Annotated in this window: 22 protein-coding genes; 11 read left to right on the top strand and 11 right to left on the bottom strand. The window is 62.6% G+C overall.

From position 1 onward, the window contains the following. The 4 genes from EOB36_RS26120 to EOB36_RS26105 form a co-directional block, all read left to right on the top strand. On the top strand, positions 1-694 hold a 694-nt coding region (locus tag EOB36_RS26120), incomplete at its 5' end, for an aminotransferase class V-fold PLP-dependent enzyme (RefSeq protein WP_128286025.1). Between the two features lie 99 nt (positions 695-793). Further along, positions 794-1,591, top strand: coding sequence for an ABC transporter substrate-binding protein (locus EOB36_RS26115; RefSeq protein ID WP_128286024.1), 798 nt, complete (start codon positions 794-796; stop codon positions 1,589-1,591). Between the two features lie 159 nt (positions 1,592-1,750). Next, positions 1,751-2,425, top strand: a complete 675-nt coding sequence (locus EOB36_RS26110) for an amino acid ABC transporter permease (RefSeq protein ID WP_095482972.1) — start codon at positions 1,751-1,753, stop codon at positions 2,423-2,425. A 67-nt stretch (positions 2,426-2,492) separates the two neighbouring features. Next, positions 2,493-3,773, top strand: a complete 1,281-nt coding sequence (locus EOB36_RS26105; RefSeq protein ID WP_128286023.1) for a cysteine desulfurase-like protein — start codon at positions 2,493-2,495, stop codon at positions 3,771-3,773. 42 nt (positions 3,774-3,815) lie between these two features. On the opposite strand, the gene EOB36_RS26100 is transcribed toward EOB36_RS26105, so the two are convergent. Genes EOB36_RS26100 through EOB36_RS26080 form a run of 5 tightly spaced genes read right to left on the bottom strand, consistent with a single transcriptional unit; the run spans position 3,816 to position 9,098 of the window. Further along, on the bottom strand, positions 3,816-4,646 hold the full coding sequence (locus EOB36_RS26100; protein ID WP_095482974.1) for a dipeptide ABC transporter ATP-binding protein: 831 nt from the start codon (positions 4,644-4,646) through the stop codon (positions 3,816-3,818). Then, the gene (locus tag EOB36_RS26095; RefSeq protein ID WP_128286027.1) at positions 4,643-5,518 is read right to left on the bottom strand and encodes an ABC transporter ATP-binding protein; all 876 of its coding nucleotides are present in this window, start codon (positions 5,516-5,518) and stop codon (positions 4,643-4,645) included. Before EOB36_RS26095 ends, EOB36_RS26100 begins: the two co-directional genes overlap by 4 nt. Before the next feature lie 2 nt (positions 5,519-5,520). Beyond that, positions 5,521-6,438 carry an ABC transporter permease subunit gene (locus EOB36_RS26090; RefSeq protein ID WP_095482976.1) on the bottom strand — a complete coding sequence of 306 codons (918 nt, stop codon included), beginning with the start codon at positions 6,436-6,438 and terminating at the stop codon, positions 5,521-5,523. Between the two features lies 1 nt (position 6,439). Further along, complete coding sequence (locus EOB36_RS26085) at positions 6,440-7,447, bottom strand: ABC transporter permease subunit (protein ID WP_126103814.1); 1,008 nt, start codon at positions 7,445-7,447, stop codon at positions 6,440-6,442. A gap of 58 nt (positions 7,448-7,505) precedes the next feature. Continuing rightward, complete coding sequence (locus EOB36_RS26080) at positions 7,506-9,098, bottom strand: ABC transporter substrate-binding protein (protein WP_095482978.1); 1,593 nt, start codon at positions 9,096-9,098, stop codon at positions 7,506-7,508. Between the two features lie 428 nt (positions 9,099-9,526). Between EOB36_RS26080 and EOB36_RS26075 the strand changes: the two genes are divergently transcribed. The 3 genes from EOB36_RS26075 (at position 9,527) to EOB36_RS26065 (ending at position 12,827) form a co-directional block, all read left to right on the top strand. After that, on the top strand, positions 9,527-11,395 hold the full coding sequence (locus EOB36_RS26075) for a long-chain fatty acid--CoA ligase (protein ID WP_095482979.1): 1,869 nt from the start codon (positions 9,527-9,529) through the stop codon (positions 11,393-11,395). Between the two features lie 8 nt (positions 11,396-11,403). Beyond that, entirely contained in the window at positions 11,404-12,147 is a 744-nt protein-coding gene (locus EOB36_RS26070; RefSeq protein WP_245329744.1) for a methyltransferase, read from the top strand. 182 nt (positions 12,148-12,329) lie between these two features. Continuing rightward, a complete protein-coding gene (locus EOB36_RS26065; RefSeq protein ID WP_095483044.1) occupies positions 12,330-12,827 on the top strand; it encodes a GNAT family N-acetyltransferase in 498 nt (165 codons plus the stop codon). A 152-nt stretch (positions 12,828-12,979) separates the two neighbouring features. On the opposite strand, the gene EOB36_RS26060 is transcribed toward EOB36_RS26065, so the two are convergent. Both EOB36_RS26060 and pgi read right to left on the bottom strand, forming a co-directional pair. Beyond that, positions 12,980-13,702, bottom strand: coding sequence for an HAD family hydrolase (locus EOB36_RS26060; RefSeq protein WP_095482980.1), 723 nt, complete (start codon positions 13,700-13,702; stop codon positions 12,980-12,982). Between the two features lie 5 nt (positions 13,703-13,707). Next, on the bottom strand, positions 13,708-15,351 hold the full coding sequence (gene pgi / locus EOB36_RS26055) for a glucose-6-phosphate isomerase (RefSeq protein WP_095482981.1): 1,644 nt from the start codon (positions 15,349-15,351) through the stop codon (positions 13,708-13,710). A 313-nt stretch (positions 15,352-15,664) separates the two neighbouring features. Between pgi and EOB36_RS26050 the strand changes: the two genes are divergently transcribed. Continuing rightward, positions 15,665-17,158 (top strand): PLP-dependent aminotransferase family protein, encoded by a 1,494-nt coding sequence (locus EOB36_RS26050; protein WP_095482982.1) that lies wholly within the window; start codon positions 15,665-15,667, stop codon positions 17,156-17,158. 179 nt (positions 17,159-17,337) lie between these two features. Continuing rightward, the gene (locus tag EOB36_RS26045; protein ID WP_095482983.1) at positions 17,338-18,927 is read left to right on the top strand and encodes a trimethylamine methyltransferase family protein; all 1,590 of its coding nucleotides are present in this window, start codon (positions 17,338-17,340) and stop codon (positions 18,925-18,927) included. A 125-nt stretch (positions 18,928-19,052) separates the two neighbouring features. Here EOB36_RS26045 and EOB36_RS26040 read toward each other — a convergent pair whose 3' ends face one another. Genes EOB36_RS26040 through EOB36_RS26030 form a run of 3 tightly spaced genes read right to left on the bottom strand, consistent with a single transcriptional unit; the run spans position 19,053 to position 21,732 of the window. After that, positions 19,053-19,451 (bottom strand): hypothetical protein, encoded by a 399-nt coding sequence (locus EOB36_RS26040; protein WP_095482984.1) that lies wholly within the window; start codon positions 19,449-19,451, stop codon positions 19,053-19,055. Positions 19,452-19,507: 56 nt separating this feature from the next. Continuing rightward, a complete protein-coding gene (gene chrA / locus EOB36_RS26035) occupies positions 19,508-20,917 on the bottom strand; it encodes a chromate efflux transporter (RefSeq protein WP_095482985.1) in 1,410 nt (469 codons plus the stop codon). Further along, on the bottom strand, positions 20,914-21,732 hold the full coding sequence (locus EOB36_RS26030) for a chromate resistance protein ChrB domain-containing protein (protein ID WP_128286026.1): 819 nt from the start codon (positions 21,730-21,732) through the stop codon (positions 20,914-20,916). The genes chrA and EOB36_RS26030 overlap by 4 nt, the downstream gene beginning before the upstream one ends. Before the next feature lie 192 nt (positions 21,733-21,924). Between EOB36_RS26030 and EOB36_RS26025 the strand changes: the two genes are divergently transcribed. After that, on the top strand, positions 21,925-22,344 hold the full coding sequence (locus EOB36_RS26025; RefSeq protein ID WP_095482987.1) for a GFA family protein: 420 nt from the start codon (positions 21,925-21,927) through the stop codon (positions 22,342-22,344). 180 nt (positions 22,345-22,524) lie between these two features. Here the strand turns inward: EOB36_RS26025 and EOB36_RS26020 are convergent, their stop codons facing one another. Beyond that, entirely contained in the window at positions 22,525-24,330 is a 1,806-nt protein-coding gene (locus EOB36_RS26020; protein ID WP_128286022.1) for an IlvD/Edd family dehydratase, read from the bottom strand. 158 nt (positions 24,331-24,488) lie between these two features. Between EOB36_RS26020 and EOB36_RS26015 the strand changes: the two genes are divergently transcribed. Then, a partial coding sequence (locus tag EOB36_RS26015) for an SRPBCC domain-containing protein (protein ID WP_281035498.1) occupies positions 24,489-24,689 on the top strand: 201 nt, incomplete at its 3' end.

The following is a 24,689-nucleotide window of genomic DNA, read 5'->3' as shown; positions in this document are numbered from 1 at the left end:
GACCTCGACGGCCTCGCACCGCTGCGATCTGGCGCGACTTACTGCGCATGGCCGGGAGATGGGCAGCATCGTCGGTGTCGACATCACGCAAGGGGTCGGCGTTACGCCCTTCTCGATTGCGAAGACGCCGGTCGATTTCGTCGTCTCGACCTCGCTGAAGTGGCTCTGCGGCACTTCGGGCGCCGGCATCCTGCAGGTGACGCCCGATCTGCTGTCCGACTGCCGGCCGGAACTTCGCGGCTGGTTCAGCCAGCCAAACCCATTTTCGTGGGATCTTGACCGTTTCGCATATGCGGACGATGCGCGTCGATTCGACCATGGCACGCCGGCTATCCTGGCCAGTGTCGCATCGCTGCCTGGCATCGAATGGGTAGCAGAGACAGGCGTCGAAGCCATCCGGGGACAGAACGCCAGCATGACCGATCGCATTATTGGTTGCGCGCTGGACAATGGCTGGGCTGTTCGCTCGCCGCTTGATCCAGACCAGCGCGGCGGCAGCGTCATGCTGACCTTGCCGCAAGGCGTCGACCCGGTGAAGACAGTGTCCACCTTGCGTAGTGAGCGAATTTACTGCGACGCGCGCGGCACGACGCTTAGGCTGTCGCCCGGCATGGTCACCACGGACGACGCGGTGGGTGCACTGCTGGAGCGTCTGCAACAGTTGATCGGCATGCGGGGACGCCGCGCATCCTGACTTCAGGCGCCGCCTCGCCTGCAGTGTCCGAAAATACGGCGCTGAAAGGGGCGGAAGTGAAAAGCGCCACAGGGAGTGGCCGAACCAGAGGGAACGAAAATGAACTTCACTCGTCGCAACCTGCTTCTTCTCGCTGCCGCCATCGGCATCGCCGCCGGGCCGGCCACCGCCTATGCCGCGGACGTGCTGAACGTCGGCGCCTATCCGACCAATCCGCCCTTCGAATACAAGAACGAAAGCGGCACCTTCGAAGGTTTTGAGGTCGACATCGTCAACGAGGCGGCCAAGCGCATCGGCATGACCACGGAAATTGCCGACCTCGGATTTCAGGCCCTGTTCGCCGCCACCACGTCGAAGCGCATAGACGTCGCCATCTCGTCGATCACGATTACCCCTGAACGGCTGAAGTCGCAGGCGTTCTCGCAGCCCTATTATGATTCCGACATGGGCATCGCCGCCAAGGCCGACAGCCCGATCAAGTCCGAAGCCGACCTCAAGGGCAAGATCATCGGCGTGCTATCCGGCTCGACCGGGGAAGCCTGGACCAAGGCCCATCAGGAGGCCGACGGGTTCAGCGAGGTAAAGGGTTACGACACGCAGCAGAACCTGCTGCTCGATCTCAGCGCCGGTCGTGTCGACGCCGCGGTCAGCGACATTCCGGGCCTGGAATACTCCTTCACCAGGATGAAGGATCTTGCCGTGAAAGAGCGTATCAAGACCGGCGAGCAGTATGGCCTGATGATGGCCAAGGACCACCCACTGCTCGGCAAGCTGAACGACGCGCTGACCGCGATGAAGAAGGACGGCACGCTGGCCGCGATCCACAAGAAGTGGTTCGGCAGCGACGCGCCCGCCGATTCTTCGACCGTCAAGGAAATGCCGATGCCGAAGGCCTGAGCGGCAGCTGCTTAAATTGTGCCGGCTTTCCGCACCGGCACAATTTCATGGGCGTCCGCTGCCTTTCTCTCACGCACGATCCGCTCCGAAGGCCTATTTCGGAGTGTCGGAGTCGTGCTTTAGCGTCGCGGGACGCCAAACCTTTCGGGAATGCTCCCCATGTCGCTGATCGAGACCTTCTTCAATGCCGATGTCATGATCTCCAGCCTGCCGGCGTTGCTGCGCGGCTTTCTGAACACACTGCTGCTCGGGCTGTTGAGCATCGGCATCGGTATCCCCGTCGGCCTGGCGATCAGCCTGATGCGGCTCTACGCGCCAAAGCCGCTGCGGCTGCTGGCGGTCGGCTATATCGATATTTTCCGGGCGATGCCGGTGCTGGTCGTGCTGATCCTGATCTACTACGCGCTGCCATTCCTCGGCATACGCCTGTCGTCCTGGACCTCCGCGGTGACGGCGTTCGCCATCATCATGGCTGCTTATTCGGCTGAAGTGTTCCGCTCCGGCATAGAAAGCATTCCGCGCGGCCAGTTCGAGGCGGCGCAGGCACTCGGCCTGCCGTTTTTGCTGACCTTGCGCAAGGTGGTGCTGCCGCAGGCGATCCGCGTGGTCATTCCGCCGATGACCAGCAACTGCGTCTCGATGTTCAAGGACACGTCGCTCGCCTCCACCGTGGCGCTGCCCGAATTGCTGAAGGAAGCGACCAACGCGCAGTCGCTCTACGCCAACCCCTCGCCGTTGATTGGCGCAGCGCTGGTCTATCTCCTCTTTCTCTGGCCGATGGTCCGCCTCGTTAGCCTGCTGGAACGTCGCTTCAAAACGGAAAAGACCCGCTGACTTCGCCAGTTTCCCATCTGTCAATTCTCGCTTCCCCCATCTGTCAGGCACCTCGCAGGAGACCATCTTGAACAAGCATCAGAGCCACAATGCGAGCGACGTCTCCGCAGCCTTCCCGGTCGACATGATCCGCGCCATGTTTCCAGCCCTGCAGCAGGCCGGCGACTTCATCTTCATGGATAATGCCGCTGGCGCGCAGATCCCGCAAAGCGTGCTCGACGCGGTGACCAACCATCTCGTCGCGCATAATGTGCAGCGCGGCGGCCGCTACGGCCGCAGCGTCGCCGTCGATCAAGCGATCGCCGACGCGCGTGAAAGCGTGGCGTTGCTGATCAATGCCTATAGTCCCGCGGAAATCTGTTTCGGAATGAACGCCACCTCGTTCATCCGCCTCGTCAGCCTCGGCATCGGCCAGATGCTTCAGGAGCGTGACGAGATCGTCATCACCGACATGGATCACGACGCCAACATCGCGACCTGGCTGGCGCTAGAGTCCGCCGGCGCCAAGTTCAAATGGTGGCGGATGCGCGAGGACGGTAATCTCCATGTCGACGACCTTCGCCCGCTGGTCTCCGACCGCACCCGGCTCGTCGCCTGCACCGTCACCGCGCATTCGATCGGCTCGATCGTCGATGTTGCTGCAGTGGCTGACATCGCGCATGCGGCGGGCGCCGAAGTGTTCCTCGACTGCGTGCATTACGGGCCGCACGGGCTGATCGACGTGCAAGCCTGGGATTGCGACTATCTGGTCTGCTCCGGCTACAAGAATTTCTCGCCGCATATGGGCTTCCTGTGGGGCCGCTTCGAGACGCTGAAGCGGCTGCCGACCTTCCGCGAGGATTTCATTCCCGATGAGCCGCCCTACAAGGTCGAGGCCGGCACCTTCATCTATGAGAACGTCTCCGGCATGGATGCCGCGGTGCGCTATCTCGAGTCGATCGGCCGCAACTTCTTGGCCGAGAACAACCGGTCGCGGCGCGACAACCTCGTCGCCGGCATGAACGCCATCCGCGACTATGAGCTGGTGCTGGCGTGCGAAATGCTCGGCGTGCTCAAGGAGTGCGGCGCGACGATCTATGGCGTCGCCGACGAAGCCCGCCTCAACGAGCGCGTGCCGACCTTCTGCTTCAACATCGGCACGCTGTCGCCGCAAATGATCGTCGAGGCGATGGCCGAGATGCAGATTGGCATCCGTGACGGTCACATGTACGCGCCGCGGCTGATGAAGCGCCTGAATCTCAGCATGGACAGCGGCGCCATCCGCGCCTCGCTGGTGCACTACAACACGGTCGAGGAAGTCCGGCGCTTCGGCGAGGCGCTGCGCGCCATCATCGCCCGGCTGTCCTGATCGGCGTCGAAATACGCTTGCCGGGGTGCCGCGATTGCGGCGTCAGGCGGCTTTCTTCTTCGCCAGCCTCGCCTTGATGCTGGCGACGTCGGCGCGCGGCGTGGCCGCGAACAGCGTCTTGGTGTAGCTGTGCTTGGGGTCGGCAAACACCTCGTCGCGCGAGCCGTATTCGACGGCCTCGCCGTAATACATGACCATCACGTCGTCGGCGATGTATCGCACCACCGACAGGTCGTGGCTGATGAAGACATAGGTCAGCTTGAACTCGTCCTGCAGGTCGGCGAGCAGGTTGAGGACCTGCGCCTGCACCGACAGGTCGAGCGCCGAGACCGGCTCGTCGAGCACCAAAAGGCTCGGATTGAGCATCAGCGCGCGGGCAATGGCGATGCGCTGGCGCTGGCCGCCCGAGAACATGTGCGGGTAGCGGTTGTAGTGCTCCGGTCCGAGGCCGACCTTCTTCAGCATCCTCATGGCAAGATCGCGCCGTTCGTTGGCCGGCGTGTCGGTATTGATGAGCAGCGGCTCGCCCAGCACGTCGCCGATCTTCTGGCGAGGATTGAGCGAACCGTAAGGATTCTGGAAGACGATCTGCACCTTTCGGCGCATCTCCTTCGACAGCCCATCCTTGGCGATATCGACCTTTTTGCCGTCGATGAAGAGTTCACCTGCTGTCGCGGGATCAATCAGCGTGATGATGCGGGCGAGCGTTGACTTACCGCAGCCGCTCTCGCCGACGATGGCCAGCGTCTTGCCCTTGTCGACGCTGAACGAGACGCCCTTGACCGCATGCACCGTGCGCGAGGGGCGAAACAGGCCACCGCCGACGTGATAGTCGCGCACGATGTTCTTGCCTTCGAGAACCGTCACACTCATGACGCGGCTCCCGTTGCAGGCCCGGTTCCCGCAGCAGACGGGGCCGGTTCGAACAGCATATCGGAAATGGTCGGCAGCCGGTCGCCGACAGCATTTTCCGGCAGCGCCGACAGCAGCGCGCGCGTGTAGTTGCTCTTCGGTTGCTCGAACAGCGACAGAACGTCGGCCTCTTCCATTTTGCGGCCCTTGTACTGGACAATGACGCGGTCGGCAGTCTCGGCCACCACGCCCATATTGTGGGTGATCATGATCAGCCCCATGCCGTATTTGGCCTGCAGCCCAACCAAGAGGTCAAGGATCTGCTTCTGGATGGTGACATCGAGCGCGGTGGTCGGCTCGTCGGCGATCAACAGCTTCGGATTGCAGGCGATGGCGATGGCGATCATGACGCGCTGGCACTGGCCGCCTGACATCTGGTGCGGGAATGAGTTCAGCCGTTCTTCCGGATCGGCGATGCCGACCAGCTTCATCAGCTCGATGGCGCGGGCCCGGCGCTGGGCGCGGTCCATGCCCATGTGGAAACGCAGCACCTCTTCGATCTGGAAACCGGCGGTGAAGCATGGATTGAGGCTGGCGATCGGCTCCTGGAAGATCATCGAGATGTCCTTGCCGACGATCTTGCGGCGCTCGGACGGACTGAGCTTGAGCAGGTCGATGCCGTCGAAGGCCATGCGGTCGGCCTTTACCGTCGCCGTATTCGGCAACAGCCCCATAACTGCCAGCATCGCCACCGATTTGCCGGAGCCGGATTCGCCGACGATTGCCAGCACCTCGCGCGGCTCGATCGACAGGTCGATGCCTTGCACGGCCATGAACGGTCCGGCGGCGGTATCGAAGGACACGGTCAGATTCTTGATCTCGAGAAGAGGCATGGTCACGACCTCTTCAGCTTGGGGTCGAAGGCATCGCGCAGGCCATCGCCGATCAGGTTGATGGCAAGCACCGTGATCAGGATGGCAAGGCCGGGGAAAGTCACTACCCATGGCGCGCGCAGGATAAACTCGCGCGCCGTGGCCAGCATCGTGCCCCATTCCGGCGTCGGCGGCTGCGCGCCGACGCCGAGGAAGCCGAGAGCCGCGGCCTCGAGAATGGCGTTGGAGAAGGACAGCGTCGCCTGCACGATCAGCGGTGCCATGCAGTTCGGCAAGATCGTCTTCACCATCAGCCTGAGATGACTGGCACCGGCCACCTTGGCGGAGATCACATATTCACGGTTCTTTTCGGCCATTACCGCCGCGCGCGTGAGCCGCGCGAAATGCGGCTGCAGCACGAGCGCAATCGCCAGCATGGCGTTGAACAGGCCAGGTCCAAGGATCGCCACCAGAACCAGAGCAAGAAGCAGCGACGGGAAGGCCAGAATGACGTCCATGACGCGCATGATCAGCGTATCGACCCAGCCGCGGAAATAGCCGGCGAGCACGCCGAGGATGATGCCGCTGGTCAGCGAGAAAACCACGACGACCAGACCGATGAACAGCGAGAACCGCGCCCCGAAAATCAGCCGCGAAAGCATGTCGCGGCCAACAGCGTCGGTGCCCAGAAGAAACATCGATTTGCCGCCCTCCTGCCAGACCGGCGGCGTCAGCAGCGCATCGCGAAACTGCTCGTCAGGCGAATGCGGCGCGACCAGCGGCGCGAAAATCGCGATCAGCACCAGAGCCGAGAACACGACCAGGCCGATGACGGCGCCGGTGTTCATCGAGTAGTAATGCCAGAACTCGGTGAAGGCACGTTGCCGACCGCCGGTCGGAATGGAGGCGGCGGTGGCTTCTGCCGTGGTTTGGTCGGTCATCTCACTGCACCCGGATACGTGGGTTGATGACGGCGTAGAGCACGTCGACGATCAGGTTCACCGCCATGACGATCAGCGCGATGATCAGCAAGCCGCTCTGGACGACGACATAGTCGCGCTTGGCGATCGCGTCGATCATCCACTTGCCGATGCCGGGCCAGGAAAAGATCGTTTCGGTCAGGATGGCGCCGGCCATCAGCGTGCCGACCTGCAGGCCGATGGTGGTGACGACGGGGATCAGCGCATTGCGAAAAGCGTGGAGCCCGATAACGCGGCGCGGCGCCAAGCCCTTGGCGCGGGCGGTGCGGACATAGTCCTCGCCCAGCACCTCCAGCATCGCCGACCGCGTCTGGCGCGCTATGACGGCGAGCGGAATCGTCGCCAGCACGATTGCCGGCAGGACCAGATGACTGGCGGCGGACCTGAAAGCGCCGCTCTTGCCGGAGATCAGGCTGTCGATCAGCATGAACCCCGTCGTCGGCTTGAAGAAATATTGAAGGCCAATGCGGCCGGAAACCGGTGTCCAGCCGAGATAGCCGGAGAAGAATATGATGAGCAGCAGCCCCCACCAGAAGATCGGCATCGAATAGCCGGTCAGCGCCACGCCCATCGTCGCCTGGTCGAACCATGATCCGCGCTTGACCGCGGCGAAGATGCCGGCGGGGATGCCGATGAGCACAGCGATGATCAGCGCGATCGTCGCCAGTTCCAGCGTGGCCGGAAACAGCGCCTGGAATTCACCGAGCACCGGCCGCTTGGTGGCGATCGATATGCCGAAGTCGCCGGTCAGGACCCTGCCGATATACTCCAGATACTGGATGACATAAGGCCTGTTATAGCCAAACCGCTCGACAAGCTCCGCGTAGCGTTCGGGACTTACGCCGCGCTCGCCAGCTAGGGCCATGATCGGGTCGCCCGGCAGAAGCCGGACGAAAGCGAACGCCGCCAGCGATATGCCGAACACGGTCGGGATGATTAAGGCGAGCTTGTGGAGGAGATAGCGGAGCATCTTACTTCATAGAACGGCGGCGCCGGAAGTCCAGCGCCGCCGTCCAATTTCTCAGGAGTTACTCGGTGACGTCGACGCCGTCAAACCGATGAATGCCGAGCGGATCCATGACGAAGCCCGAAACCTTCTTGTTCATCGGCATGAAGACCTTGGAATGGGCAATGGTCAGCCACGGCGCCTCACGCTTGAACACGACCTGAGCCTCCTCGTAGATCTTGGTGCGCTCGGCGACATCAGTGGTCGCCTTGCCCTTCTGCAACAGGGCTTCGAACTCCTGGTTGCACCAGATCGCATAGTTGGACTGGCCGATGGCATCGCAGCCGAGCAGGAACAGGAAGTTGTCCGGATCGCCATTGTCGCCGGTCCAGCCGAGCTGGAAGGCGCCGTCACGATCCTTCTGCTTGCCGCGTTCGCGATACTCGGTCCATTCGTAGCTGACGATCTCGGCCTTGACGCCGATCTTGGCGTAGTCGGCCTGGATCAGTTCCGCGACTCTTTGAGCGTTCGGATTGTACGGGCGGCTGACCGGCATTGCCCAGATCTTCATCGAGAGATCCTTGACGCCGGCGTCGGCCAGCATCTTTTTGGCCGCGTCCGGATCGTACGGATCGTCCTTGATGTCCTTGTTATAGGACCACATCGTCGGCGGGATCGGGTTGATGGCCGCCTGGCCAGCGCCCTGATAGACCGCATCGAGAATGGCCTGCTTGTTGACGGCCATGTTGAGGGCCTTGCGGACCTCGACCTTGTCGAAGGGCGGCAGCGTGGTGTTGTAGGCCATGTAGCCGATGTTCAGGCCTTCCTGCTCGTCGACCTTGAGGTTTGGGTCAGCCTGCAGGCCGGCGATGTCGGCCGGCGCCGGGTACGACATGATATCGCATTCGCCTGCTTTCAGCTTCTGCGCGCGCACGGCCGGATCGGTCGTGATGGCGAAGATCAAATCGTCGATCTTCTGGCGGCCGCCATAATAGCCGTCCCATGCCGCATAGCGCACGACCGCATCGACCTGGTAGTCGACGAACTGGAACGGACCGGTGCCGATCGGCTTCTGGGTGAATTGCTGCCTGGTGCCGGCCTTGTCGAGCTGGTCGGCATATTCCTTGGAGACGATCGATGCGAAATCCATGCCGAGGTCCGGCAGGAAAGCGACTTCAGGCTTGTTCAGCACGAACTTCACCGTCAGGTCGTCAACCTTGACGATTTCCTTGAGAAGATCCGGGAAGCCCATGCCGGTGAAATATTCCCAGCCGGTGCCTTCCAGATAGCTGAACCACGGGCTTTCCTTCTTCCACTGGCGTTCGAAGGAGAAGATCACGTCGTCGGCATTGAGGTCGCGCGTCGGCGTGAAATAGTCGGTGGTCTGGAACTTCACGCCGGGCCGAAGCTTGAACGTGTATTCGAGACCGTCGTCGGAAACCGTCCAGCTCTCGGCGAGGCCGGGCGCGATGGTGGTCTTGCCGTGTTCGAACTCGACCAGGCGCGAATAGATAGTGCGCGACGACGCGTCGAAGTCGTTGCCACCGCTCCACGGCGATGGGTCGAAGCCGGCCGGCGACGCCTCCGAGCAGTAGACCAATTGCTTCGCATTGGCCATGCCGCCGAGGACGCTTGCGGCCAGCAACGCGGCCGCAAAAGTCAGTTTCTTTTTCATGGAGGACTCCCTGATGTTCTTCCAAGCCCCTCTTCAGGCTCGCGAAGCGCGCATATAAGCATCGTTTTTCCGGCTTTGGAACACCCCGTTTGCTTACCCCATGGGAAGCAGAATTTAATTCTTCACTTTCATAAAAAGCGAGAATTAAATGTCAATTTCAGCCGATCACGGTATTATTAACGATTGCATTTTTTTATTATCTTTAACGCGACCGATAGCAGGAACCGCGACCTTCGGCCTGTCGTTGGCGCGGAAGGTTTTCTTCCCGTCTTGCCGCAGGGGCAGACTTGCACGGCTGCCGATAGTCGCAATACATAGATGGCATGTTGGATTTCCTGGATGCCGGCAACAGCGGAGGGACGTCTCTGTCATTCGGAGACGACGCGGCGGGCAAGCAGAGACAATAAGAACAACCGAGGGAGGGACAGGTGGCAAAAACACCAAGGACGACGGCACCAGCGAAAGCGAAGGCCAAAGCTGCCGCAAAACCGGCCAGCCCCGACAAGCCAAAATCGCCGCCCACCAAAGCCGTTGCCGCGGTCAAGCCGAAGGCGGCAGCGACAACGGCTTCATCGGGGTCGAAGCCGGGTTCGGCCAGGAGATTGCCGAAAGCGCCTGCCGCTCGATTGCCGGAAAAGCCTTGGCTCAAAAGCTATCCGAAAGTCGTTCCGGCCGAGATCGGCGCCCTGCCCTTCGGCTCCATCGGCGATCTGCTCGCCGACGTCTGCAAGCAGTATGCCGGCAGGCCCGCTTTCACCTGCATGGGCAAGACCATCAGCTATGCGGAAGTCGAGCGGCAATCGGCCGCCTTCGGCGCCTATCTGCAATCGACAGGGTTGCAGAAAGGCGCGCGCGTCGCGCTGATGATGCCGAACGTGCTGCAATATCCGGTGGCGATGATGGCAGTGCTGCGCGCCGGCTATGTCGTGGTCAATATCAACCCGCTCTACACGCCGCGCGAGCTGGAACATCAGCTCAAGGATTCCGGTGCGCAAGCCATCGTCATTCTCGAAAATTTCGCCAACACCTTGCAGGCGGTGATCGCCAAGACGGCGGTCAAGCATGTCGTGGTCGCGGCGATGGGCGACATGCTTGGCGGCCTGAAAGGGACGATCGTCAATTTCGTCGTGCGCCGCGTGAAGAAGATGGTGCCGGGCTGGTCGCTGCCAGGCCATGTCAAGTTCAACGCCGCGTTGAAGGCAGGCGCCAGCGTGAACTTCAAGCCGGTGAAGGTCGCAGCCGACGATATCGCCTTCTTGCAATATACCGGCGGCACCACGGGCATCTCGAAAGGCGCGGTGCTGCTGCACAGCAACGTGCTGGCCAATGTCGCGCAGAACGCGCTTTGGGTCGAAGACGCCTACACGGTCAAGCCGAAACCGGCGCATCTCAATTTCATCTGCGCGCTGCCGCTCTATCATATCTTTGCGCTGACAGTGAACGCGTTTATGGGCATGCAGATGGGCGGCCGGAACATACTCATTCCCAATCCGCGCGACATTCCAGGCTTCGTCAAGGAACTCGGCAAATACCCGATCCACATCTTTCCGGGCCTCAACACGCTGTTCAACGCGCTGCTCAACAATGAGGATTTCCGCAAACTCGACTTCAAGCCGCTGATCCTGACACTAGGTGGCGGCATGGCGGTGCAGAAGGGTGTCGCCGAACGCTGGAAGACGCTCACCGGCTGCCCGGTCACCGAGGGCTACGGGCTTTCGGAAACCTCACCGGTGGCTACCGCCAACACATTCAGCGATGGCAACTTCACCGGCACGATCGGCCTGCCGCTGCCGTCCACCGAGATCGCCATCCGCGATGACGACGGCAATGATTTGCCGCTCGGCGAAGTCGGAGAGATCTGCATCCGCGGACCTCAGGTGATGGCCGGTTACTGGAACCGGCCGGACGAGACCGCCAAGGTGATGACCAAGGATGGTTTCTTCAAGTCGGGCGACATGGGCTTCATGGACGAGCGCGGCTACACCAAGGTCGTCGATCGCAAGAAGGACATGATCCTTGTGTCCGGCTTCAACGTCTATCCGAACGAACTCGAGGAAGTCGTGGCCCTGCATCCGGGCGTCCTAGAAGTTGCGGCGATCGGCGTGCCGGACGAGCATTCAGGCGAAGTGCCGAAGCTGTTCGTCGTCAAGAAGGACCCGTTGCTGACCGCTGAGGTGCTGACTGTCTATTGCCGCGAGAACCTGACCGGCTACAAGCGGCCAAAATACATCGAGTTTCGGACCGAACTGCCGAAGACGCCGGTAGGCAAGATCCTGCGGCGGGCGTTGCGGGAATAGGCACGATTTTGGACGATTGCCTTGCCGGTAGTGAAGCGGTCGACCCGCGTTCCGGCCCTGACCCGGTCGCGTTCATCAGGGCGAACATGCAGCTGCTGCCGGTGCCTTCGCTTCCCGAAATCCGGCTTTACACGGCTCATCCGGGAAGCGGCCTCAGACGGCTCGCCGATCCGGAAGGACAGGGGTTCGAGCCGGAGGGACCGGAAGAAGAAGCGAAAGCCGACGAGAACGAGCTGCAGCCACCCTATTGGGCCTATGCCTGGGCCGGCGGCGCGGTGCTCGCCCGCTATATAATCGACCAGCCGCAGACGGTGGTGGGTCGCCGCGTGCTCGACCTCGGCGCCGGTTCGGGCCTCGTCGGCATCGCCGCGGCAAAGGCTGGCGCCAGCGACGTGATCGCCGCCGAGATCGATCGCAACGGCGTTGCTGCGCTCGGCCTCAATGCCATGGCGAACGGCGTCACGATCACCATTATCGACAATGATATCACCACGGGGCCGCCACCTGCGGTCGACCTCGTTCTCGCGGGTGATGTGTTTTACGGCCGCGAGGTTGCTCGTCGGGTCACCCCGTTTTTCGATCGCTGCCTGGCAGCCGGTATCGAGGTGCTGGTCGGCGATCCCCGTCGCACAGACTTGCCGCTGTCCCGGCTGCGGTTGCTCGCCGAATATCGGGTACCGGATTTCGGCGACGCGAAGGGTGCCGCGAGCAAGCCGAGCGGCGTCTTTCGCTTCGAGCCTGAAGATCGCTAGCGCTAGATCGAAACCCCATCACGCTAAATGAGCGGGATCGCGCCATTGCGGTCGTTCAGTTTCGAAGGATCGCATGACCGATCTGACCCTGAGCAGTGACTGGCTCAATCCCTGATTGGAAGATCCTACTGGACCGCGGCCGGAATCGACCGCAGAGTGGAACGACAGGGGAGGAGGCTGTCGTGACCGACGAGGTGACAATTCGTGAACTCAATGGGCTCGATGAGATGCTGTCGATCTATCCAGTGTTCCGGCAGGGCAACTCGCATCTAGACGAAGCCGCGTTTCGTGAACGACTCTCGGCGATGCTCGCTCAGGGCAGTTACCGCTGCATCGCGGCTTATATCGGCGATCGGCTGGTGGGTCTCTCCGGCTTCTGGACGGGCATTCAGCTTTGGTGCGGGAAGTACATCGAAGCCGACCACGTGGTGGTCGACACGACGCTACGCAGCCTTGGCACAGGCACCAAGCTGATGGCGTGGATCGAGGCGGAGGGCGAGCGGACTGGATGCGCTGTCTTCCGTATTGCCATGGTGCTTGGCAAGGAACGCACGCGCCAGTTTTACGCTCGAAACGGCTTCTTTGATGATGGTCTTCTCATGGTGAAGGCCCTGAGCAGAGGCGCCGCGGAGTTCCCGGAGTATGTATCGCGACCTGCCGAGCCAGGCTTGCGGGTCTAGCGGTTCGCAACCATCCTTTCGGGTGTCCGCTTCTGGCGCAACGTGCCCGTTCTGGCAGATGAGCCAGCGGCAACTTTCCACCCATCTCGACATTGGCGGGAAAGCCCAGGTTGATTTGAGTTTTGCCCCGGCCTTGCCAGTCAGTTGGCCAGTCAGGTCGTCTCCTTGACCCGCGCCGAAAGAAAGTCGGGCAGATCGGCAACCGAATCCAGAATGACGTCGGCGATCTGCGACAGCGATTCCCGCGTGCCGGTGCCGGAGAGCACGCCGATTGCCAGACCGCAGCCGCCGGCCCGCGCCATCTCCAAATCGTGGCGATTGTCGCCGACCATGGCGATCGCGGCCGGCCTCAGGCCGGTCAGGTCGCAGAAGGCAAGGATCGTATCCGGCGCCGGTTTCGGATTGGCCACGGCGTCGTAACCATAGGCGGCGTCGAACAGCTGCGCGACGCCCAGCGTCAGCAATGTCTTTTCCGCGCCGGTGGTCGAATCGTTGGTGGCGACGCCGAGCCGATAGGCTTTCCTGTGAAGAACGCCGAGCGTCTCGACGATGCCCGGCAGCGCCACCGCCATCGCCGAGCCCTGCATGGAGGTGATCTCGTTGAAGCGGGCGACGGCAAGCATCTGGTCTTCGTCGGACAGGCGCGGAAACCAAAGCTCGACGACATCCATGTTGGTGCCGGAGGCAAAGATGGAGTCGGGCTTGAAGCGTTTGGTGGCGAAATCGTAGCCCGCCGCGGCAAGCAGCCTGTCGGCCTTCCAGCGGTCGCCCTCCGACGCATCCATCGCCATGAAATCGGCAACGCCGAGCCATGTCGCATTGAAGTCGACAAGCGTGCCGTCCTTGTCGAACAATATTCCCTTGATTTCGACCAAGCCGCTTACTCCGATCCGCGCAATCGGTGGATGTGTCCCACCAGCCCAGCGGTCGACGCGTCCCGCTTTGCGGCATTCTCCTTGCCTTCCACGACAGGCAGCAGCCCGGTCGCCAGTTCCTTGCCCAGTTCGACACCCCATTGGTCGAAGGAATTGATGTTGAAGAGCGTGCCCTCGACGAAGACGCGGTGCTCATAGAGCGCTATCAGCCGCCCGAACGTATGCGGATCGAGTTGTCTGTAGAGGATCGTCACCGAGGGCCGGTTGCCGGAGAAGACGCGGTGCGGGGCGATCCTGTCGACCTCGGCCGGCGTCATGCCTTTTGCCAGCATCTGCGCGCGTGCTTCCTCAAGCGTGCGGCCCTTCATGAAGGCTTCCGACTGCGCCAGGCAGTTGGCGAGCAAAAGATCGTGGTGATGCTTGAGGCCCGGCTCATGGCCGATTGCCGCGGCTAGGAATTCGACCGGGATGAAATCGGTGCCCTGGTGCAGCAGTTGGAAGAAGGCGTGCTGGCCATTGGTGCCGGGCTCACCCCAGACCAGCGGGCCGGTCGGCGTGGTCACAGCGCCGCCGTCGAGGGTGACGCTCTTGCCGTTCGATTCCATGTCGAGCTGCTGCAGATAGGCCGGCAGCCTGGACAGGCGCTGGTCGTAGGGAATGACGGCGCGAGCGGGGTATTTGCAGATCACCCGATGCCACCAGCCGATCAGCCCCATTAGCGCCGGCAGATTCTTGGCCAGCGGCGCCGTCTGGAAATGTTCGTCCATCGCATGCGCGCCATCGAGAAAAGCGCAAAAATTCTTCGGGCCGACCGCGATCATCACCGGCAGCCCGATCGCGCCCCACACCGAATAGCGGCCGCCGACCCAGTCCCAGAAGCCAAAGACGCGGTCGGACGCGATGCCGAATTTGGCCACCAGGTCCAGCGCCGTCGAGACGGCGGCGAAATGCTTGCCGACCGCTTCCTTGCCGAGCGCCTTCTGCACCCAGTCGCGCGCCGTCTCGGCATTGGTCATCGTCTCGACAGTGGTGAAGGTCTTCGAAGCGATGATGAACAGCGTGGTTTCGGCGGAAAGGCCCTTCAGCGTGTCGTGGATATGGGCGCCGTCGATGTTGGACACGTAATGCGTGCGCGGCCCATCGTGATAGGGCGCCAGCGCCAGCGTTGCCATGGCCGGGCCAAGGTCGGACCCGCCGATGCCGATGTTGACGATGTCGGTGATCTTCTTGCCGGTGGCGCCGGCCGCCTTGCCGGAGCGCACGGCATCGGCGAAGGCGCCCATCGCGTCGAGCACGGCGACGACTTCCGCCTTCACGTCCTGGCCGTCGAGCACGATGCCCTTGCCGTTCAGGTTGCGCAGCGCGGTGTGCAGCACGGCGCGGCCTTCGGTGACATTGATCTTCTTGCCGGAGAACATCGCGGCGCGCCGGCCTTCGAGATCGGCGGCTCCCGCCAGCTTCTCAAGCAGATCCATCGTCTGCGCATCGACCGCGCATTTCGACCAATCGAGCAGTAGGTCGCCGTCGGTGGCGGAGAATTTTTCGAAGCGCTGGGGATCAGCAGCGAAAGCCTCGCGCATGCTGCCTGATTTGGCCGCACGGTGAGCGCGCAGGGCGTCGAGCTGTTTTTGAAAGGACGATTGATCCACTGGCTTGCTCCGAAGTCTTTGATGCCAACATAACAGGCCGGATGTTTCCGGCGCGTGTCGTCGCGGCAAACTATCTAGCCGAAATCCACTGGTTTCAATGCGCAGCGATGACGCACTGCGTCACGCCGGGATGACGCGCAGCGTCACGCCGGGGATGACGCAGTGCGTGACCGGGGGATGCCGCAGCGCAGCGAAGGATCACTGGCGTAAATCCCAACGATCAGAAAAATTGATTGGCGCAACGCCTTGTGCCACCGGTACATTCGACTGGTCCAGCCAAATGAAATAGGCTGGCCATCGAGGAACATTTTCCATGCCACAGCGAAACGACACGGCCATATGGTCCGGCCTGTTCCGGATTTCGGCGGACTCCGGCCAGACCCTGCAGGCGCAGATCCGTCAAGCGATCGTCGCCGCCATCCTCGACCGGCAGATCGCCGCTTCGATGCCGCTTCCGTCCTGCCGGATCCTAGCCGAGAAACTCGGCGTGGCGCGCGGCACCGTGGTGCTGGCCTTCCAGCAGCTCGTCGACCAGGGTTTCCTGGTGGCGCGCGAACGGCGCGGCCATTTCGTCAATCCCGACGTGCTGGCGACCCCGGCGAGGCCGCATCAGAAGGCGCCCGACCAGGCCAACGAGATCGACTGGAAGGCGCGCCGCCAGATCGCGGCCAGCGACATGCCGCCGCCGGCCAAGCACGACAACTGGATCAAGTCGTCCTACCCCTTCGTCTATGGCCAGTTCGATCCGGCACTGTTCCCAACCGCCGAATGGCGCGAGTGCAACCGCATGGCGCTTGCCGTGCTCGAGATCCGCAACTGGGCGTCCGACATGGTCGACCGCGACGATCCGCTCTTGATCGAGCAGATCCAGGCGCGGCTGTTGCCGCGGCGCGGCATCTTCGCCAATCCCGACGAGATTATCGTGACGCTCGGCGCGCAGAACGCGCTTTACATGCTGGCGACGCTGCTGATGACCAAGGGCTCCAAAGTGGCCATGGAAGACCCCGGCTATCCCGACGCACGCTCGATCTTCCGGCTGGCGGGCGCCGACGTCACACCGGTCCCGGTCGACCACTCCGGCATCGTAACCGCTTCTATTCCCAATGATTCCGGCTTCGTCTTCGTGACGCCCAGCCACCATTGCCCGACCATGGTGCCACTGTCGGCGGAGCGCCGGCAGGACCTTTTGGCGCGCGCCAACCGCCACAACCAGATCATCATCGAGGACGGCTATGACAGCCAGCTCCTGGACGAGGCGCCGCAGCAGGCGCTGAAGAGCCTCGACCGTTCCGGCCGGGTCATCTATGTCGGCTCGATGTCGAAGACGCTGGCTCCCGGTCTGCGGCTCGGCTACATCGTCGCCTCGGCCGGGCTGATCTCCGAGCTTCGCGCGCTACGCCGCTTCATGCTGCGTCATCCGCCGGCCAACAACCAGCGCGCCGTCGCGCTGTTCCTATCGCTTGGTCACCATGAGGCGCTGGTGCGGCGGCTATCGAGCGCTTTCGACGAACGGCGCAAGCGTCTGATCCATGCGATTACCGCATTCCTGCCGGAGTGGCGCTCGACCGATTCGGCCGGCGGCGCGTCGCTCTGGCTCGAGGGACCGCGCGGCACCGACTCGCGCGGGCTGGCCGAGGCCGCTGCCTCGCGCAGCGTCATCATCGAGCCTGGCGACCGCTTCTTCGACCGCACCGAAAAGCCGTCGCGCTTCATGCGGCTGGGCATCTCCTCGATCGCGCTGCAGCACATCGAGCCCGGCATCCGCGAACTGGCAACGGCGGCCGGGCGCAGGCCGGCGGCGGCTTGATGCCTCGTCCGGGCTGGGACCGGCCACCGTTCTTTAGCGCTCTGGCATATGCGACGGGACCGTCTGGCTCATAGGCTGTGCCAATGCCGACGGCATAGTTCGAGGCATAAGGGGACGAAGCAGGCCGATGGTGGACCAACCGCCGCCGCCAGCTTCGCAGCTAAAGGTGGAGTGCCTCCATGTCAGTGGCTGTTGAGAAGCCGGATACGCCCTCGGACCAACGTTCGCGGCGTTCCGGCGGGCGTGAAGCGCGCCGCGCCATGCGTGCGGCGCCACTTGCCGACGACATCAAGCCGGTGCGCGCCGGCCTCGAAGGCGGAAGTTACGGGCCGCTCAGCGAAAACGACCGCGAGCGCATCAACGAAGCAGTGCTGACGCTGCTTGAAACGGTCGGCTTCGCCAATGCCATCCCATCCTGCATCGAGGCGTTGACCAAGGCCGGCGCCACTCTCGGCGAGGACGGGCGAATTCGCTTTCCCCGCGCGCTTGTCCTCGACACGATCAAGAAGGCCGCGCGCCACTTCACCTTGCATGGCCAGGATCCCAAGCACGACATGCTGATCCAGGGCAAGCGCGTGCATTACGGCACGGCGGGTGCCGCGGTGCATCTGGTCGATGTCGAGAAGCGCGAATACCGGGAGTCGCTGCTGCAGGACATCTACGACGCTGCCCGCATCGTCGAGGGGCTCGACAACATCCACTTCTTCCAGCGGCCGATGGTGCCGCGCGACATTCCCGATCCGCTCGACATGGATTTCAACACGCTCTACGCCTGTGTGATGGGGACGTCGAAGCATGTCGGCACGTCCTTCACGGTGCGCGAGAACGTCAAGCCGGCGCTCGACATGCTCTACGCGATTGCCGGCGGCGAAGAGAATTTTCGCGCGCGGCCTTTTGTCTCCAATTCGAACTGTTTTGTCGTGCCGCCGATGAAATTCGCCGAGGACGCTTGCGGCGTGCTCGAGGCCTGCGTCGAAGGCGGCATTCCGATCCTGCTGCTGTCCGCCGGCCAGGCGGGTGCCACGGCGCCGGCGGCGATTGCCGGTGCGGTGGTGCAAGCGGTGGCCGAGGTGCTCGCCGGCCTTGTCTATGTCAACGCCATCAAGCCCGGGCATCCGGCGATCTTCGGCACCTGGCCGTTCGTCTCGGACCTCAGGACCGGCGCCATGTCCGGCGGCTCGGCCGAGCAAGCGGTGCTGACCGCAGCCTGCGCCCAGATGGCGCAATTCTACGATCTGCCCGGTGGTTCGGCCGCCGGCATGACGGATTCGAAACTGCCCGATATTCAGTCCGGTTACGAGAAGGGCATCACCGATGTGATGGCCGGTCTTGCAGGCCTCAACCTCGTCTACGAATCGGCCGGCATGCACGCCTCGCTGCTCGGCTTCTGTCTGGAAAGCCTAATCATCGACAACGACATGCTCGGCCATTGCCTGCGCTGCGTGCGCGGCATCGAGGTGACCGATGAGTCGCTGTCGATAGACACCATCGCCGACGTCTGCCTGAAGGGGCCGGGTCACTATCTCGGCAACGAGCAGACGCTGCGGCTGATGCAGACGGAATATTTCTATCCGGCGGTTGGCGATCGCTTTTCGCCGAAGGAGTGGAACGAGAAGGGCAGGCCCGACATCTTGCAGCGGGCAATCATCGAGAAGAAACGCATCCTCGCCGAGCGCTTCCCGCGCCACGTGCCAAAGCTGCTCGACGACAAGCTGCGCGCTCGCTTCGGCAATCTGATCCATCTGCCGCGCAGCGGCATGGGCGGCTGAGGACGCTTCTCGTCAAAAAACTGTCAGAGCCTAATCCATCCCGACAAAAATCGGGATGGGGCTCTACCTTCTGTTTGACCATGACCTTTTCCGAAAACCGGGTTTCCACTTTTCGGGATCATGGTCTAGTCGGCGCTCAAACCGTAGCGCTCGACGACCTCGCTGCTGATCAGCTTGGCATGCAGCGTCATCAGTATAATTTGCGCATCGAGGCTGTCGCCGGCCTCAAGGGCTGCCTCGAGCCGGCGCTCCGCATCCAGCCTATCTTGAAGGCCGTTGGATTGCTCGAACGCTTCCGGCCCAGCAACACAATAGCCAAATAGCTGCGCCACCGGTGGGTAGGCTTGTGGTGGCGGCTCGTCGGGCCAGTGGTCCTTCATCAGATTGACGATGGTGAGCTTTGCTCCCTCCGGCACAAGGGCGGGATGAAGGTCGACGCCGCGCAACGCAGCGTCGAGTTGCCTGAGGTCGCCTGAACGGCCGAACATTCCGAGGAAGCCTAGGGAAGAGCGTCGTCTCGCCATGATGTTCCTTCACCCGAATGCCCGAACCGCAGCGAAGCGCTGGCCGCACGCAGCCGCTATCCGCTCGCTGCCAGCAACAAAACACCGGCGAGGGCCGATCCCGCAAGCGTCGGCAGCATGCCGATCTTCAGCTTCAGAATGGCGATCATGGCAGCGCACGACAGCAGCGCCGCACCCCAGTCGATCGATGAGAGCACCGGCACGTCCATTCCAAGCCCGATGTTGCGCACCTCGCCGAAAATGACGTGCAAGCCGAACCACAGAGCGAGATTCATGATGACGCCGACGACGGCGGCGGTGATCGCGGTCAGCGCCGCCGACAGTGCCTTGTTGCCGCGCAGGGCTTCGATGTAGGGCGCACCGAGGAATATCCAGAAGAAGCAAGGCGTGAACGTGGCCCACAGGGTGAGCATCGCCCCTAGCGATCCGGCAAGCAGTGGGTTCAAGGCTCCGGGCTGGCGGAACGCGGCAAGGAAACCGACGAACTGCAGGACCAGAATGAGCGGACCCGGCGTGGTTTCGGCAAGACCGAGGCCATCGACCATCTCACCGGGCGCGAGCCAGCCGAAGGACTCGACCGCTGCCTGCGCGACATAGGCAAGGACCGCGTAGGCGCCGCCGAAGGTGACGACCGCCATGACGCTGAAGAACCCACCGATCTCAGTCCACACGCTGGCGGATCCGGTGAACGCCCAGATCAGAAGCACAGGCCCCAGCCAGATCGGCAGCCAGATCGCAATGGTGCGCGGCGCATGCCATCGCGTCGGCCTGGTGTGGGCCAGCTCGCCGCGCTCGAACATCAGGTCGACCGCGCCCTTGACGTCGGGAGCATCGCCCTTGCCGTGCGACGCGCCGGAAAAGAGGCCCGGCGCAACACGGTTGCCAATCCAGCCTGCCAGGCCGGCAAGCAGGATGATGAGCGGAAACGGCACGTTCAGCGCATAGATGGCGATGAAGGCGGTGATCGCGATCGACACCATGACCCGGTTCTTGAGGGCACGCCGTCCGATCCGGATCATCGCCTCGATCACGATGGCGAGCACGGCCGCCTTCACCCCGAAAAACAGCGCCTCGACAAGGGGCGCGTCGCCATACAGCGCATAGAGGATGCTCAAGGTGAGCATCACAAGCGCGCCCGGCGCGACGAAGAGGATGCCGGCGACGAGGCCGCCGATCGTCCGGTGCAGCAACCAGCCGATATAGATGGCGAGTTGCTGGGCTTCAGGGCCGGGCAACAGCATGCAGTAGTTCAACGCATGCAGGAAACGCTGCTCGCCGATCCAACGCCGTTCCTCGACCAGTTCCTTGTGCATGAGCGAGATCTGCCCAGCCGGCCCGCCGAAGCTGAGCAGGCCGATTTTCGCCCAGAGCTTTACCCCTTCGCGGAAGGTTGGCGCTGCCGGCGCTTCGACGATCCCGCCAGTTTTGCCAGAAGCCCCCGTTTTGTCAGACGGCATGGCGCTCATGATGGCTTGCTCGCGCTTGGCCAGTTGTGCGTCTCCTCGGTGGCGTCGCGGCACCATCGGAAAAACGCATCGTAGAGCAGCATCCCTGCCTCCAGCTGTTCAAGATCGTCGCGAAACATCCGCGACAGTCCAAGCGAGGCGGCCAGAAATCCGGCCGCCTGGGGAACCAGATCGAGGCTTGCGGTATCGGCTGCGCGCACAATCATGGCCAAGCGGTCGAGCGCCTCGGATTCGAGCCCGAACTCTTCGATCATCGTGTCGAAGGTGCAGTGTTCGCCGCGGTGTGACCAGAACACATTTTCGATGTCGAAAGGCACGGCCTGAAAGCGATCCGCAGCAGCCGGCACTTCGGCCGCTTCAACAAAGAGAAAAACCGCGCTCGGATCGATGAAACGCCGGATCAGCCAGGGGCAGGCGATGCGATCGACCTTCGGGCGGGCCCGCGTCACCCACACGGTGCGGCCCCTTTCGTCGCGGGTAGGCATCTTGCCGGTGCGGACCAAAAGCCCCTTGGCATCGCGCCAGGCCTCGAACCCGCCTTCGAGGGATTCGGCGGCAATGCCCTCATGCCGCAGCCATGCGGCCACGCCTTGCGAGAGCTTCTGCCCTTTTTGGCAGACGACCGCCACTCGGCTGCCGGTGAATTCGGATGCCCAGGTTGGGACGGTTTTGAAATCACGCCGGCTTGAGGCCGGCAGCAGGCGCGGATCGGCGTTGTAATCATCATCGACGCGAACATCGATAATCGTTGGCGCGCCCGGCAGACCAATCAGACGGGACAGTTGCGATACGGTGATAACGGTTGTTGACGGCATGGCGTCCACCTCCTTGAAAGAGAAGCTTGGACGCGAACGTTGGGCTGACGCCTCACGGGGTCGTCGCGATGCACCCCTTGCCATGATCGTGGATTTGTCGCGCCCACTTGTCAAGCGTCATCCCTGGAGCAAAGGATGCTCCGGCTCCGGCGGCCGGCTTGGCGGAACCAGAACATTTCTGGGAGGAAACCCATGAAGAAGACCTATCTCGGCAGTTGCCATTGCGGCGCGGTGCGTTTCGAAGCCGATATCGACCTCGCCGAAGGCATCCGCAAATGCAATTGCAGCTTCTGCTGGAAGCTCGGCTACCGGAAATCCTTCGCAGCCTATGAGGCCGTGAGGGTGACGGATGGCCGCGACCGGATGCGTGAATACAAGGCGACGCCGTCGAACTGGCCGGAGGGCGACATCAACCACTATATGTGCCCGAACTGCGGCGCGAATTTTCTCTCGCGCGGCTTTCTCGACTTCATGGGCGGGAATTTCTGGGCGGTGAACGTCGCCTGCCTCGACGACGTCACCGAAGAGGAACTCGCCGCAGCACCAATCGTTTACGAGGACGGCAAGCGCGACAGGCAGGACCAAGCGCCGGAGATCACCGGTTATTTGTGAGCGGCGGGCTCAGAAAACATCTGACGGCGGCTTGATCGAACCAAGCCGCCGGCCAGCGGAAGGCGCCGGAGGCCGACGTTAGAGCGGTTCATCGTTTCACGGAAACGCCGAACCGCTCTATCTCTTTGTTTTTGCGCAATTCCGGACGGAAAACCGCTTCACACTTTTCCTGGAATTGCTCTAGTGATTGTCCCGCGGCACGCCCTTGGTGTGCGCCACATCCTGATATTTCACCGCCGGCTTCAGCACCATTCCTTCGGAAAACTGGTCGACCATGCCACGCTGGATCTCCTGCCATGGCGTCTGATGCTTGGGGTAGTGATAGCCGCCACTGTTCTGCAGCTCGGCGCGACGGCGCGTGATCTCGTCATCGGTGACGAGAATGTCGGCAGTGCCCTTGCGCAGGTCGATGCGGACGCGGTCGCCGGTCTTCAGCAGCGCCAGCCCGCCGCCTATGGCGGCTTCGGGCGAGGCGTTGAGGATCGACGGCGAGCCCGACGTTCCCGACTGGCGGCCGTCGCCGATGCAGGCCAGCGCGTGGATGCCCTTCTTGATGAGATGGGCCGGCGGCTGCATGTTGACGACTTCGGCGCCGCCCGGATAACCGATCGGGCCGGCGCCACGCATGAACAGGATCGTGTGCTCGTCGATGCCTTGCGCCGGATCATCGATGCGGGCGTGGTAATCTTCGGGACCGTCGAAGACCATGGCGTTGCCTTCGAAGGCCTCAGGGTCCTTCGGGTTCGACAGATAGCGTTCGCGGAATTCGGGCGAGATGCCGCTGGTCTTCATGATCGCCGAATCGAACAGATTACCCCTAAGATTGATGAAGCCGGCATTGGCCTTCAGCGGCTCGGCGACGGTGCGGATGACGTCGAGATTCTCGTTGACGGCCCCACTGCAATTGTCGCCCATCGTCTTGCCGTTGACGGTCATGGCGTCGGGATGGGGCAACAGCCCAGCCTTCATCAGTTCGGCCACGACCGCCGGCACGCCACCGGCATGGTGGTAATCCTCGCCGAGATATTCGCCCGACGGCTGCAGGTTGACGATGAGCGGTATCTTGAGGCCGACCTTCTGCCAGTCGTCATTGTCGAGCGGCACGCCGAGATGGCGGGCGATGGCGTTGAGGTGGATCGGCGCGTTGGTCGAGCCGCCGATGGCCGAATTGACGACGATGGCGTTCTCGAAGGCCTGCCGGGTCATGATGTCGGAGGGCTTCAGATCCTCATGCACCATGTCGACGATACGTTTTCCCGTCTCATAGGCGATCTGGCCGCGCTCGCGATAGGGCGCGGGGATCGCAGCCGAGCCCGGCAGCTGCATGCCGAGCGCCTCGGCCAGCGAATTCATGGTGGTGGCAGTGCCCATTGTGTTGCAATAGCCGGTGGACGGCGCCGAGGAAGCGACGATGTCCATGAACTCGTCATAGCCGATCTCGCCGGCCGACAGGCGCTGGCGCGATTCCCAGACGATCGTTCCGGAGCCGGTGCGCTTGCCCTTGTGCCAGCCATTCAGCATCGGGCCGACCGACAGCGCGATGGCCGGAATGTTGACGGTGGCCGCTGCCATCAGCAGGGCCGGCGTCGTCTTGTCGCAGCCGATGGTGAGCACGACGCCGTCGAGCGGGTAGCCGTAGAGCACTTCGACCAGGCCGAGATAGGCAAGGTTGCGGTCGAGCGCCGCTGTCGGGCGTTTGCCCGTCTCCTGGATCGGGTGGCACGGGAACTCGAAAGGGATGCCGCCCATCGAGACGATGCCCTCGCGCACGCGCTTGGCCAGCTCGATATGATGGCGGTTGCAGGGCGACAGATCCGAACCGGTCTGGGCGATACCGATCAGCGGCTTGCCCGACATCAGTTCGGCACGCGTCAGCCCGTAATTCAGGTAGCGCTCAAGGTAAAGCGCCGTCATCCCCGGGTTGTCGGGATTGTCGAACCACTCCTGCGAGCGAAATTTCTTCTTAGTTGTGGGGGCGACGGCCATCATGGTCTCCGTATTTGTATGACAAATCGATATGACAACGCGCGAGAGCAGGCAAGAGGCACGCGCCATCCGAATCCGGACTTTGGTGCGATAGACATACATCGGCCCCCACGCTAGACCGGATCGGGGTTTGTCAATTTTGAATCCGGGAGATTTTGATGGCTTTGGTGATCGAAGGCGAGGAACGCATCGCCGCACCCCTGCAAAAGGTGTGGGAAGCGCTGAACGACCCGGACGTTCTGAGGCAGACCATTCCGGGCTGTCAGAGCCTCGAAAAGAAGTCGGACACCGAGATGGGAGCGACCGTGGTGCTCAAGATCGGCCCGATCAAGGCTACGTTCAACGGCGGGGGGACGCTC

It is taken from the genome of Mesorhizobium sp. M6A.T.Cr.TU.017.01.1.1, from assembly GCF_004023115.1.
Lineage (GTDB): Bacteria > Pseudomonadota > Alphaproteobacteria > Rhizobiales > Rhizobiaceae > Mesorhizobium > Mesorhizobium mediterraneum.
This window is presented reverse-complemented; position numbering and strand designations above follow the sequence as displayed.